The sequence below is a fragment of the Bacillus cereus group sp. N24 genome (genome assembly GCF_016483345.1).
Classification (GTDB): domain Bacteria; phylum Bacillota; class Bacilli; order Bacillales; family Bacillaceae_G; genus Bacillus_A; species Bacillus_A toyonensis.
In genome coordinates this window covers 1-12,896 of record NZ_JAEHCA010000032.1, presented here as the reverse complement: position 1 = coordinate 12,896, position 12,896 = coordinate 1, and the positions used below count along the sequence as shown (strand labels likewise).

Sequence of the window (12,896 nt, the reverse complement as noted above, 5' to 3'; positions counted from 1 at the left end):
AAAATGCAGTTAAAAGAATATATGAATCAAACATTTCCAGGAGTTACGTTAGTACCGTCCATATACTCTCAGTGGGAAAATCATCTACATTTTAATTTTGGGAAAGATAAATATCAAATTGTAGAAGGAACCGACGATTTAAATATGGAATACTTCTCTCAACTATATACATATAATAAATACTTATTTGAAGATATATTTTTAAAAGAAGATGTAGTGTTTATAGTAGCAAATGTTTATCGGTTTAAAAAGGAAAATATAAAAACTCCACAGAAAATAAATATATACAATAAATATATTAAAAAGAGAGATTTAAAGTTTCGTATAAGACAAGAAACGTTACCTTTTCTATTTGAAGATGAAGAAGCAGATTTATATTGTACATCTCAATTTTCTTTAAAATGTCTTGCGGAAGATATTAAATATGAGCCACTTATTCAAGCTGTTAATCATGAGGATTTTCCAGATCTTTATCCTCGTTTTGGACGCAAAAAAGAGTTTTTTTATCCAGACGTATTTCTCATTAACGCAACGAAAGATATTGTCATGTTTATTTATGATGATAGAGGATGTGAAGTCATTGCGAAGAATAAAGAGATAATACTAGGCTTATATGAAAAATACAAAGAGTGGATTCCAGATTATGAACGAGAAAGTATAGATAGCTTATTTAAATGACAGTAGGGGAAGTGAAGTGTGTAATGAAACGTATCGCAATCGTATCCGCATGGGAACCAGAACTTACGTATTTGCATCAACATTATCCGAGTGAACGCATTGAAAAAAGAGCAGCTTGGGAATTTCATTTTCATTATATAAATGATCTGGAAATTATTTCAGTAATAACTGGTGTTGGCAAAGTAAGTTGTGCTAGTTGTGTACAATTATTAATAAGTGAATTTCAGCCGGACGAGCTATTTATGACAGGAATATGCGGAAGTTTATCAAATAAGGTGAAAAATGGTCACATTGTAGTAGCACTTAATGCAATACAACACGATGTTACTGCTGCTGGTTCAGGGGAAGATGTTTTTAATTTATATGATGGTAGAACAGCACCTATTGAAACAACAAAGTCAATTGTAAGAAAAATAAAAAAAATACGATCTTATGATCCAGTTCACTTCGGTACGTTCTTATCTGGAGATCAGCGTATTCGTAGTTCCGAAATGAGATATTTACTGCATACTGTATACGGAGCATTGGCGGTTGATCAAGAAGTCGCTGCTTTCGCTTACGTATGTCATATAAATAAAAAACCATTTTTATGTTTAAAAGCTGCTTCAGATCAAGCGAATGATAAAACGAAAGAAGAACAAAAGGTTTTTAAAATGTTAGCATGTGAACGAGCATGTGAGCATTTAATTGCTTTTTTACGTGTTTATGAGATTACTGTAGTAAATAATAGATAGTTAAAAGATTCAGGTGAAAGGAATTCATTTCATGTATTTGAATGTAGTATATAACAAGCCAAAGCGGAGGATTATATTTATATGATTCAATATAAAAGATGTAGTGAAGTAAGTATAGATTTAGTGTATGGAGCTTTTAAGGATGGATTTTCAGATTACATCATTAAAATGGATGTTTCAAAAGAAGATTTTATACAAAGGTTTTTGGGACCAGAAGGTAACTCGCTAGAACACTCTTTTCTTGCTTTAGATGGTGACAAATCTGTTGGCATAATACTTGGTGGTATAAAGGTTTATGAAACTATAAAAACAATGCGTTGTGGAACATTAGCTGTTCATCCAGAGTTTCGCGGCATTGGAGTAAGTCAAAAGTTATTTGAGCTACATAAAGAAGAAGCGATACAAAATGAATGCCAGCAACTTTTTCTTGAAGTTATTGTAGGTAATGATAGGGCGATTCATTTTTATAACAAATTAGGTTATGAAAAAGTGTATGATCTTTCTTATTATAATTTAAATGATGTAACTAAATTAACAAATAAAGATAATAAAAATATTGAAGTGCAAAGATTAGAATTTCAAACATTTAAACTTGAAATTCAGAAATGGCTTAACTTCCATATAAATTGGCAAAATGATATTGATTACATGGAAAAAACAAATAATACGTATTACGGTGCATATGTTGATAATGATTTAAAAGGGTCTGTATGTGTAAATGAACAAGGTAAAATTAGTTATATTTTCGTAGATAAAGACTATAGAAATATTGGGATTGGGATGAAATTATTACAAGTAGCAAGAGTAGAATCGAATTTATCAAGTTTATCTATTGGTTTTCCAAACAACAGTTTACTGGAAGGGTTTTTAAAGAAATCTGGGTTTAAAAAGAATTCTTTAGCACAATATGAAATGTATTTATTGTTATAAAAAGCGGAAGGAATTATTCTTTGCGCTTTTTATTTTTGCACTATGAGCGTAAAATGGTTCACACATATAATCCCCACATACTATATGTGCGGTTTTTTTATTAGAGGCTTATTTATAAAGTGACAGTAAAATAACGAGAGATTACATATTGAATAAGAAACGAGGAAGCAGGTTAGAAATTATATAACAGTTCCAGAAAGCAGGGAATAGTTTTTTGGAAATTAGATTTTTTGAAAATAAAAAGGCGGTTGTTTCCGCAACCACCTTTCAGTAAAACAAAGCACTTTTTCAGAAATAAATTATGTATGATTCTAAAAAAAGTTATAGGATATAATCCCATTTTTATAACCGAAGTGACGAGCTTAATTTATAAGAAAGGAATGACTATATTATATGAAAATTTGTGTATAATGGTTACAAAGAAAAGAGCAGCTAGCAAAAGTGAACTGCTCCATTAAAGGCATATGGTTAAGAAATGGGTGTTTACAGTATTGATTGAATAGTAAGGTTTATCGAGACGAGAGGAATTATATAAATTAAATTATGATAGTCGATATTCTCCATATTGACCAGAAAAAAACTAAAAATTCTAGTGAAATTCCAAGCGTTCTTTTCTTAGGTTTTTGAATTTCTTTTATTAGATAACCTGCAGCACTAATTGCTATAAGTATGAAAAGAATGAGTTCTAATGTTTCTGGCATTACATCTACTCCTAATTATATATTTAGTTTATTATATAACAATTAAAAGATTATTTGAAGATTAAAAGTAAGGATTGAAAAGTTTGAATTTGTTTCTTCTTTCGTTATCTTTTTAAATGTCACTTTCATAATAATATTTTATTTTGTAAAATATTATTATTTTATGTAGAATAGATAGGATGGGAGGGAATGAAATGAATTATGGTTTAAAGTTTAAGATTCTTGAATTACAATGCTTCATTCAAAAGACTTATTCTGATATTAAAACAGCATGTGATATTGCTATTTATCAAGAAAACACTTCTAAATATTTAATTTCATTAGGATTTTTAAATAAATCATATATGACTTATATAGAAGCAAAAAGATTTTATCGTGAAAATGACGAGCTTGTAAGTGTAGAATTTGATAATTTCTTTGATGCGTATGATAAATTAGAACACGAATTAAAACAAGTTATTTCAAGAGAAGATAAAAATCCTTCATTGCTACATAGCAAATTTGATCAGTTTCAACAGAAAATTGAAAATATAAATGACCTAATAAAAGTTTTGGAAAATGCTCGTTAATAAATTATTTTTCTTTGTTACATAGAAATTATACATTATAAACATTTTTGGGGTAATATGTATTGCGAATCTATTGTAAGAAGGTGACTTTTGTTGATTACAGAAGTCACCTTTTTATAATATGCTTTATATCTGTAATTAATATATTGTGTTACACAATTCACTTTTATATGACTTCATTTATTGATGAAAATTAAAATAGAAAGATCTGAAAATAGAAACCTACTAAGGCTTATTTGCTATGCTAACCTTAAAAAACTCAAACTGGATCTTTAAAAAAAGAGAATTTACATGTGAAATTTAATTTATCGAATCTTATATATAGCGATGTAGTGCAACCATTATATATATCTATAAAAGAAAAGTTCATTAAAAGTAGTGATTTTTCTAGAATAACTATATTAAAATAATGAATTAACATCGTTGAATTATACGATTTTGTTTAATTTTATATACTTTTTATTTTCTTTTTTTTGATACGAATGAATAGTATAATTTTTAGCAGTTTTATATTTTAGGAAATTATAAGAGGTAAATATCATGAAAAATAAAAAAGAAATAGCTATAGTTGCATTAACAACGGGATTGGCTTTAACAGCTGTAGCGCCATACGGAATAGGTCATGCAGAGGAAACAGATCAACTACAAGTTCAAATGCAGGAGGAATCGTTCCGCTCAGGTGAACTTACACAACCGTCACAAAAGGCACCAGAAAATGTAGTAAAGGATGCACTTAAGGAGAAAACAGAACAAGCGCTTTCTCCAAAGCAAGTCAATGGAGAAACAGGAGTAGATTATAAAGTCCTTCAAAAACGTGGTTCGTATGATGGGACTACACTCGTACGTATGCAGCAAACATACGAAGAAAAAGAAGTATATGGCCATCAATTAACTGCACACGTAGATAATAAGGGTGTTATTAAAAGTGTTTCAGGCGATAGCGCGCAAAATTTAAAACAAGAAGAATTGAAAAAGCCTATTAAGCTATCAAAAGAAAAAGCCAAACAATATATTTATACGAAGTACGGGAACGATATCAAGTTTATATCGGAGCCAGAAGTTAAGGAAGTTATTTTTGTTGATGAAAATAATGGACAAGCTTCAAATGCATATCAAGTTACATTTACTGCTGCAACACCAAGCTATGTATCTGGAACTTACTTAGTGAATGCCGATAATGGTGAAATGTTGAAGAATATGGTACAAGAATCAGGTTTAAAAGTAAGTGAAGAGTATGTTGAACCTTTAAAGGAAAGTAGAAAAAACAATTTCGTATCACTAACTGGAACAGGAAAAGATGATTTAGGTATAACTCGCACTTTTGGTATTTCTGAACAAAGTAATGGGAAATATTCGCTTGCTGATTACACAAGAGGGCAAGGAATTGAGACATATGATGTAAATTATAGAGATATTACAAATGAAGAAAAATATTATCCTGGTATATTAGTAACTAGCACTTCACCAACATTTACTGATCCAAAGGCGGTAAGTGCTCATTTTTTAGCAACAAAGGTATATGATTTTTACAAAGATAAATACAAGCGCAATAGTTTTGATAATAAGGGAAAAAAAGTAGTATCAGTTGTACATGCATGGGATTCTGGAGGAACAAATAACCCTAAAAATTGGGAGAATGCATTTAGTGCTAATATTAATAATATTAGTATGCTTATATATGGTGACCCCATGGTGAAAGCGTTCGATATAGTGGGCCATGAATTTACACATGCGGTTACCTCTAGCGAATCTAACCTTGAATTTTTCGGAGAATCTGGTGCAATTAACGAAGCGTTATCTGATATTATGGGAACGGCTATTGAGAAATACATAAATAACGGGGAATTTAACTGGACAACAGGAGAACAAACTGGATCGGTTTTCCGTAATATGAAAAACCCATCTTCAATCAATTATTCAAATGGAGTACCATATCCAGATGATTATAGTAAATATAATGATTTAAATGGAGAGGATAATGGAGGCATTCATTTCAACTCAAGTATTATTAATAAAGTTGCGTATTTAATTGCTCAAGGTGGTACTCATAACGGTGTAACTGTAAATGGTATTGGTGAAGATAAAATGTTTGATATTTTCTACTATGCAAATACTGATGAATTGAACATGACTTCTAATTTCTCAGAATTGAGATTAGCGTGCCTTAAAGTTGCAACAAACAAATATGGAGCGAACTCAATTGAGGTTCAAGCGGTCCAAAAAGCTTTTGATGCAGCAAAAATTAAGGGAGCAGTGAAAGAAAACGAAAAAACTGCCGAAAACCAAGTCCCAGAGTTAACTGTACCGTCTACAATTACATTACATGTAAGTGACACGTTTGACCCGATGAGAAATGTAACAGCTGCTGATAAAGAAGATGGTAATTTAACAAATAGAGTACAGCATAAAGGTGATGTAGATACATCTAAACCAGGTAAATACATTGTGGACTACTTGGTTGTCGATTCCCAAGGGGGTAATGCAACGGCTACGCAGACTGTAATTGTAGAGGAAAATGGAGAAATATTAGATATAGAGCCTAAATTAACAGTGCCTGTTGGAGTGACTATTAATGTAGGAGATTCATTTGTTCCAATGACAGAAGTGTTAGCTATTGATAAAGAAGATGGCGATCTTACTTCTAAAGTAAAAGTAGATGGTAAAGTAGATACATCTAAAGCTGGTACTTACGTATTAACATACACAGTTACAGACTCTAAAGGTCATGAAGTAACTGCGAAACAAACTGTAACGGTTAAAGTTAGAGAAGAAGTTAAAAATGAAAAACCAATACTAAAAGTACCTGCTACAACTACAATTAATAAGAATAATCAATTTGATCCAATGGTAGGAGTGTCCGCTACTAATAAAGAGAACGATGACCTTACTTCTAAAGTAAAAGTAGATGGTAAAGTAGATACATCTAAAGCTGATACTTATGAAATAATATATAGTGTTAGAGATTCCGTAGGTAATGAGGTAAAGGCAATACAAAAAGTACTAGTGAAAGATAAAGACACTAGCAAAGCTAATGGCCTTGCTAGTAATAGTAATTCTGATAAAAAAGAATATACATATAAAGAGCTTCCAAAAACGGGTGCAAGTACAACTAACAGTGCAATAATGGGCATGTTGATGGTTATTGCAGCTACAGTACTCACTTTGGTTCGTAAATGTAGAAAGATACAAAAATAATGGTAGGCATAGGCATCATTCGTTTGAAGAAAAGAATTCATAATCCAGAAAAAATAAAGTGAAAAATAAGTAAAACAAAAAAGGCAGTTTGTCTTAAGTATAAATTATATTATCGGTACCGAAGGGCGAATGTCACTAACTGAAAAATAGTTTGGCTTTTTTTACACACAATAATTTTTAGAAGAAGTTTTTACTTACTAAGATGTTAGTAGTTAAGTGGTACATTTGGCTTCCATAAAACTTTGCGCTTGGATGCGATTCGGTCTACAGAAATACATTACAAATAAAACACGTTACTATTCTCATTAAAAATAGTAACGTGTTTTTGTTGTTTAAAAATAGCCTGAATCGTAAAGTTCATTAATATTGGAGTAGTTTTAATTAGCCATTCATTAATTACTGAAAGCACTTTGTATTAATGGAAGTTTCATCTATATGACAACATGAGATTTCCGGTATTTACCAGGTGTTTCGTTAGTGAATTTTTTGAAAATTTTAGTGAAGTAGCTTTGATCAGTAAAATTTAGTGAAGCACAGATGTCAGATAAGGAATAGGTTGTGAAAGTTAATAATTTCTTTGCTTCTTCAATTCGTTCACGCTGAATATATTCACTTAATGAAATACCAACTTCTCTTTTAAATAATATAGATAAATAATCCGAATTCACGTTTGAAAATGTAGCAAGTTGTTTAACAGATATTGGATTGTAAATATTTTTGAAAATGTAGTTTTTGCAAATAGCAATAGTCTGTGAATGTTGCTGTGTTTTTTGTGCCTTTACACAGTCTGCAAAAGTACAGAAAACATTTTTTAATAAATGCCAAACAGATTCTTTGTCTTTTAAATTTTCTGTTCTTTGGATGTGTAGATCATAAATCTTGTAAGCAATCCCAGATGGAAGCCCTCCTTTTATCGCATAACTAGTAGCAAGTGTAATGGATGAAATACAAATGTTTTTATGTCTTCTTAATTGATGGAATGAAGATAAGGATGAAAGAATCTCTTGTTGAAATACATAATAATATTTGAGTACTGCTTCTTTATCCCCGTTTTCTATAGCTCCAAGTAGTTGTTGCTCTAAATACAAATTATGACAGAAAGATTCGTTTTTTTGCATTAAAATATATACATCTTCGTTTAAGATACTGCTAGGACTTACATGAAATGAGTCACTGTTATTTGCAAAGGTACTTACATTTGAAATTTTTTTATAAAGAATGTTATGGAACAAAATCGCCATATTTACAAAGAAATATTGATCTTTGAGTGACAATGAAAAGTAATAGTCTCTTGTTTTTTTATAATTCGCCATAAAATGAAAGCTGCTATCCGTTTTGTTTTTAGAAAAGCTTACATCTGTTACAGGTCCAATAATAACAGTGCCGTTCACCATATAATCGCTCTTTATGTGAATTAAAATGAAGTGCCCTAGATGTTGGTGAGTCCTGAAGATGGGAGAATTATATGAATCATTTTTCTGATAAAGCATATGTAACTGTTCTATTTTTGATGTATACAATGAAAGTGAATCATTTTTTGATGTAAAAGCTAAAAGAATATTTTTGTTGCAATCTAAAAAACAAACTGGAACTTCAAAATATTGGAAAAACATATTGCAAATGTACTCTATCTCAACTAGACTGAGCTTTTTAGTCATATTCTTCCTCCTTACAGTTGTGTGTGATAGTTGAATAAACACATATTCCTTTTTTCATAAGTGGAAACGGAAAACTTTATCAATAAAAATTATAAACTTCTAAGAATAATACCATAATTTAACATGAATAGCACATATTATTTGAATATACAGGTAACGGTTTTGGGGAGTAACATAAAATATGAATCATCACACTTATTTGCTAGTTACTGCTAACATGTATCAAAAAATGTTTATGATTGGATTCAAATAGAGATAAGAGGGGGAGATTAACGAATTGACGCTAAGTAATTAGTAAAAATTAGCGACGAAAGCTACTATGCAACAATAACTATTATTTTGAAGTAGAGACATAAGTGAAATGTAGGAGAGAAAATTACATATATCATACGGGGAGACAACGTAATAGTAGAAATAAGCACAGTGAATCAGTGATTGTAAACAATGGGGTATTGAGACAACTATGTTTTATGTTATTCGTTCAAGGCTACTACTTTGTACACAATTGCAGCTTTAGATGGTAATAGTAAAAAATAGATTTTTAAAATGATAGAAGTAGTAAAGGGGATAATAGAGAAATGAAAAAAATATTAAGTATGCTTCTAGTTGTTTTCTTAACGTTTTCAGCGTGGTCTAGTGTATTAGTAAAGGCAGCTTCACCAACCAAAGGTTCTTTAACGATTCATAAGTATGAACAAGAAAAAGAGGGAACAACAGGAGTAGAAGGTGATGGTTCCGTAAATCAAGAGGTGCCAACAAATGCGAAACCGTTAAAAGGTGTAACGTTTGAAGTAAAAAAGGTTGCATCGTTTGAAAAAATTTCAAATGATGGGAAAATCGTGAAAGAAGCTGTGAAACCTGTAACGGGGGCAACTCCATCTCAAGTAGTAACTGATGATAACGGACAAGCTGTATTAAAAGATCTTCCGCTAGGACGTTATGAAGTGAAAGAGGTGGCAGGCCCTCCACATGTTAACCTAAATCCAAATACGTATACAGTAGATATTCCATTAACGAATAAAGAGGGTAAGGTGTTAAACTATGATGTTCATATGTATCCAAAAAATGAGATTAAACGCGGTGCAGTTGATTTAATAAAAACTGGTGCAAACGATAAAGCATTAGCGGGTGCAGCATTCTCTGTATTTAAAAAAGATGGAACAGAAGTGAAAAAAGATTTAGTAACGGATGCTAATGGTCATATTCGTGTGCAAGGATTAGAGTATGGAGAATACTATTTCCAAGAAACAAAAGCTCCGAAAGGCTATGTAATAGATCCAACTAAACGCGAGTTTTTTATTAAGAACTCCGGAACAATTAATGAAGATGGAACAATTACTTCTGGTACAGTAGTTAAAGTAGAATTGAAAAACTATGAAGAACCAACTATTGATAAAAAGATTAATGGTAATTTGGAAGCGTTACCAATAAATCCGTTAACTAATTACAATTATGATATTAAAACATTAATTCCAGAAGACATTAAAGAATACAAAAAATATGTGGTAACAGATACTTTGGACAATCGATTAGTGATGCAAGGAAAGCCAATCGTGAAGATTGATGGAGCGGAAGTAAATGCAAACGTTGTAGATGTAGCTGTAGAAGGTCAAAAAGTAACAGCTACAGTAAAAGATTTTACAAAATTAGATGGTAAAAAAGAATTTCATTTACAAATTAAATCACAAGTAAAAGAAGGAGTACCATCTAGTTCGGAAATTTTAAATATAGCAAAAATTGATTTTACAAATAAAAATGATGTAATTGGAGAAAAAGAATCTAAACCAGTAGTTGTTGTTCCGACAACTGGAATTATTGAGTTATCAAAAATTGATGGTGATAATAAGAAGAAATTAAAAGGTGCAGAGTTTGTACTTAAAGATAAAAATGGGAAAATAGTTGTTGTAGCAGGAAAAGAAGTAATAGGTGTATCAGATGAAAATGGTGTTATTAAGTGGTCTAACATTCCATACGGAGACTATCAAATTTTTGAAACAAAAGCACCAACATATACAAAAGAAGATGGTAAAACAGCTTCTTATCAATTATTAAAAGACCCAATTGATGTAAAGGTTAGCGAAAATAATCAAACGGTTAAATTAACGATAGAAAATAATAAAAGTGGATGGATTCTTCCAGTAACCGGTGGTATAGGAACGACTCTTTTTACTGTACTAGGCCTTACGTTAATGGTTACAGCAGCGTTTGTTTTCTTTAGAAAAAAATTTGCTAATAAATAAAGTTTTAGGAACATGTAACCATGTGATGTGAAAAGGGGAGAAGCAAAATGCTTTCCTCTTTTCGATATTTTAGTATATACAGAGGTGGAAATATGAAACGAAATCTTTTTTTAGGAGGTATTTTTTTATTTGGATTAGGTATTTTTTTATATCCTACTATTAGTAATTGGTTGGCGACTCGTGCTCATTATTCTGAGATTAGTTCTTATGATAAGAAGATTAAAGCGCTACAAAAGAAAGAAATTGAACGTAGGGAAAAAGAAGCAGCCGACTATAATAAACAAGTTCAAACTTCCACGAAAACATTTGCAGATCCATTTGCTGAGGAAAATAGAAATCAACAAGCGTATGCCGATGCGTTAAATTTAGGTGATGTAATGGGGTATATTGAAATATCGAAAATTAAAATAAAACTGCCAATCTATCAAGGTACCTCTGAAGAAGTATTGAGTCGGGGGATAGGTCATTTAGATTATTCGTCACTCCCGGTAGGTGGTGAGAATACGCACACTATTTTAACCGGACATCGTGGTTTACCATCAGCAAAGTTATTTTCAGATTTAGATAAGTTAAGTGAAGGAGATCTTTTTTATATTCACTCTTTAGACAAAATTCTTGCTTATAAAGTAGATCAAATTAAAGTAGTTTTACCACACGAAACGGACGATTTGAAAATTGTGGAAAATAAAGATTATACAACATTAATTACATGTACGCCTTATGGAGTAAATACAAATAGATTGCTCGTTCGAGGTGAGCGTGTAGAGTTCAACCAGAAAGAAAAACAAGAAATAAGTACAGAGGTATTTATGTTTAATAAGTGGACGGTAATAGTTGTAATAGTTCCAATCCTATTGTTATGTGCGTTTCTAGTCGTAATTTATAAGAAAAAAATAACTAGATAAATTGCATGTATCCCGCAATAACGGGCAGTGGATCCATTAATTTAGGGATAAGTAAGGAAGGTATAGAAGGGATGAAGTAAATCCACACTGATTAATGTTCACTTTTTTTGACAGTAGAAAAATACGGTAAAGGTGGGAACAAGGAAATTGAGGCTACGATTAAAGCTGGTAAGTATTCATTTAATGGTTTTGTTAATGATATGTGTAAGTTTTGTCATATATGTACCAAAAGAAGTTTATGGATCCACGGTAGACTTAAAAGGTTTAGGTGACATATCGCGTTATAATGCAGTTATCTTTGGTAACCATAAAGCAGTTGGTGGAGACGTTGAAGGTGCAATCGCAGTTCAAGGTGATATGGATGCATCAGGTTATACGATTGTAGGTGCAGCGGCAGGTACATCTAATATAGTTGGCGAAAAATGGAGTGATGAAGGATATCCGTCCTTGTTATTGTCTGGAAAATTTAAAAAATCAAGAGATGAATCTTTTATCATTCAAAACGGAATAGTCGTTATGACAAAAGAGAGTGATCCAGATCGTACAATACAATCTTCTTATGATCGTATTGTTTTTAAAGAAAAACAAGAAATTGATGCGGAATTTAATGAGTTCCGTAACATAGTGAACCAAGTCAATCAAAATGCAGGTCAATATAAAACGAATACCTCAATTCCAAATATGAGTTTTGGCATCGGAAAAGAGATAAACAATCCTAATATTTATGTTTCATCAGAATTGACAGGGAAAATAAATTTAGAAATAAGAGATGTATTTTTACCCAATGCTAAGGACAAAGATTTTATTGTTATGTACTCGGATGCAAGAGAGGTTACATTTAAAAATGGGTCTATTCTATATGACACGAATAATATAGGAAGGGCTACAGAGATAATTCCTACATCACAACCCTATTCTCCAGATTCACCGTTTACTGAGCTATATGGGAAAGTGATTTGGGTATTTCCTAATGCGAAACAAATCACAGCAGAGGGGTATGGTGTTGTTGGAAGTGTATTTGCTCCAAATGCTGTATTAGAAACAAAAGGCGGCTCAATTAATGGACAAGCATTTGTCGGTGCAGTGCAACAAACTGGTGGATTCGAATTTCACAATTTCAAATTTAACTGGAAACATTGGAACAAGCCTAGTACAGGAAAAATAAAAATAAAAAAAGTAGATAGTAATAATGATGATAAAAAATTAGTGGGAGCAAAGTTTTATATAGAAGATTCAAACGGAAAAGTAGTTGGGGAGTTAATAACAGATGAAAAAGGAGAAGCGAT

The 12,896-nt window shown here is 31.4% G+C and carries 10 protein-coding genes; 8 read left to right on the top strand and 2 right to left on the bottom strand.

Annotation, left to right across the window (positions count from 1 at the left end; all coding sequences use genetic code 11):
- Nucleotides 1-3 precede the first annotated feature (3 nt).
- The 3 genes from JDS95_RS26725 (at nt 4) to JDS95_RS26715 (ending at nt 2,342) form a co-directional block, all read left to right on the top strand.
- On the top strand, nt 4-678 hold the full coding sequence (locus JDS95_RS26725) for a DUF3885 domain-containing protein (protein ID WP_001176124.1): 675 nt from the start codon (nt 4-6) through the stop codon (nt 676-678).
- The gene (gene mtnN, locus JDS95_RS26720) at nt 675-1,412 is read left to right on the top strand and encodes a 5'-methylthioadenosine/S-adenosylhomocysteine nucleosidase (protein WP_000215738.1); all 738 of its coding nucleotides are present in this window, start codon (nt 675-677) and stop codon (nt 1,410-1,412) included. Before JDS95_RS26725 ends, mtnN begins: the two co-directional genes overlap by 4 nt.
- Before the next feature lie 81 nt (nt 1,413-1,493).
- The gene (locus JDS95_RS26715; RefSeq protein WP_000617091.1) at nt 1,494-2,342 is read left to right on the top strand and encodes a GNAT family N-acetyltransferase; all 849 of its coding nucleotides are present in this window, start codon (nt 1,494-1,496) and stop codon (nt 2,340-2,342) included.
- Nucleotides 2,343-2,878: 536 nt separating this feature from the next.
- Here JDS95_RS26715 and JDS95_RS26710 read toward each other — a convergent pair.
- The gene (locus JDS95_RS26710) at nt 2,879-3,043 is read right to left on the bottom strand and encodes a hypothetical protein (RefSeq protein ID WP_001115305.1); all 165 of its coding nucleotides are present in this window, start codon (nt 3,041-3,043) and stop codon (nt 2,879-2,881) included.
- Nucleotides 3,044-3,237: 194 nt separating this feature from the next.
- On the opposite strand from JDS95_RS26710, the gene JDS95_RS26705 reads away from it, so the two are divergent.
- The gene (locus JDS95_RS26705) at nt 3,238-3,612 is read left to right on the top strand and encodes a hypothetical protein (protein ID WP_001106151.1); all 375 of its coding nucleotides are present in this window, start codon (nt 3,238-3,240) and stop codon (nt 3,610-3,612) included.
- A gap of 540 nt (nt 3,613-4,152) precedes the next feature.
- Nucleotides 4,153-6,807: a M4 family metallopeptidase gene (locus tag JDS95_RS26700; RefSeq protein ID WP_085450761.1), complete on the top strand. Its 2,655-nt coding sequence runs from the start codon at nt 4,153-4,155 to the stop codon at nt 6,805-6,807.
- A gap of 431 nt (nt 6,808-7,238) precedes the next feature.
- Here the strand turns inward: JDS95_RS26700 and JDS95_RS26695 are convergent, their stop codons facing one another.
- Nucleotides 7,239-8,465 carry an AraC family transcriptional regulator gene (locus JDS95_RS26695; RefSeq protein ID WP_139823531.1) on the bottom strand — a complete coding sequence of 409 codons (1,227 nt, stop codon included), beginning with the start codon at nt 8,463-8,465 and terminating at the stop codon, nt 7,239-7,241.
- A 578-nt stretch (nt 8,466-9,043) separates the two neighbouring features.
- Here JDS95_RS26695 and JDS95_RS26690 point away from each other — a divergent pair.
- From JDS95_RS26690 to JDS95_RS26680, 3 genes are all read left to right on the top strand, one after another.
- Nucleotides 9,044-10,705: a SpaA isopeptide-forming pilin-related protein gene (locus JDS95_RS26690; protein ID WP_085450760.1), complete on the top strand. Its 1,662-nt coding sequence runs from the start codon at nt 9,044-9,046 to the stop codon at nt 10,703-10,705.
- A 92-nt stretch (nt 10,706-10,797) separates the two neighbouring features.
- Nucleotides 10,798-11,610 carry a class C sortase gene (locus tag JDS95_RS26685; protein WP_000827934.1) on the top strand — a complete coding sequence of 271 codons (813 nt, stop codon included), beginning with the start codon at nt 10,798-10,800 and terminating at the stop codon, nt 11,608-11,610.
- A gap of 147 nt (nt 11,611-11,757) precedes the next feature.
- The coding region (locus tag JDS95_RS26680) for a collagen-binding domain-containing protein (RefSeq protein ID WP_199690883.1) at nt 11,758-12,896 on the top strand (1,139 nt) is incomplete at its 3' end.